Origin of the sequence: Yimella sp. RIT 621 (genome assembly GCF_004146205.1) — a bacterium.
GTDB lineage: Bacteria > Actinomycetota > Actinomycetes > Actinomycetales > Dermatophilaceae > Yimella > Yimella lutea.
Genome location: NZ_SEIP01000039.1, coordinates 1 through 898, shown reverse-complemented (window position 1 = coordinate 898; position 898 = coordinate 1). Strand labels below are relative to the sequence as shown.

Genomic DNA, 898 nt, shown 5'->3' with positions numbered 1-898 from the left:
GGGCTCTTCGCGCTTGAGCGGGGTGCCCGGTAGTTGATGGGGCTCGTGGCCCCGACATGCTGTTGGTCTCTCACAACGCGACAACAGCGAGGCCACGAGCATGAACGAGGGTACGTCAGTGCTGCTCGGGCTGGAGGACGAGTTCACCGTCCTGCAGCTCGAACGAATCGATGCCGACACGGTGCGTGTCGTCATCGAGGTCATCGACCCGGAGGGCGCCTGCCCCGAGTGCGGGGTGCTCACCTCAAGGATCAAGGAGCGGCCACTGGTTCGAGTCAAGGACTTGCCTGCCTCCGGCCAAAGAACCGATCTGTGGTGGTTCAAACGGCGCTTGGTGTGCCGCGAACCGGCCTGTGGGACAGCGACATTCACGCAGCAGTCCCGCGCTGTGCCGGCACGGTCGCGGCTCACGACCCGGCTACGAGAGAAGATCGGTTCGGCGATCGCGTCGGGCAACCGCGCCGTCAGCGAGGTCGCTAGCGAGTACCAGGTGGCGTGGTCGACCGCGCACCGGGCGCTCATCGCACTGGCCAACCAGTGGCTGCCCGAGCCGGAACCCACCCGCGTGCTCGGCATCGACGAGACCCGCGCCCGGTCGGTGCGCTGGGTGCTCGAAGAGGCCGGCTGGACACGGTCGAACCCGTGGATGACCTCGTTCGTCAACGCCGACCCCACCCTGCCCGGGCACCTTCTCGGGCTGACCCCGGGACGCGCCGGGGCGTGCGTGATCGACTGGCTCGCGCTGCAGACACCCGCGTTCCGGGCCGGCATCGACCTGGTCGTGATCGACCCGTCCGCGCCGTACGCGGGCGGGATCCGCACCGCCTTGCCGGACGCGCGGATCGCAGTCGACAAGTGGCATCTCGTCGCCCTCGCCAACCTCATGGTCACCCAGGTG

1 protein-coding gene is annotated in these 898 nt (G+C 68.5%); it reads left to right on the top strand.

What is annotated here, in order from left to right; translation table 11 throughout:
• Nucleotides 1–100: 100 nt before the first annotated feature.
• The coding region (locus tag EU513_RS15585; RefSeq protein ID WP_129627801.1) for a transposase at nucleotides 101–898 on the top strand (798 nt) is incomplete at its 3' end.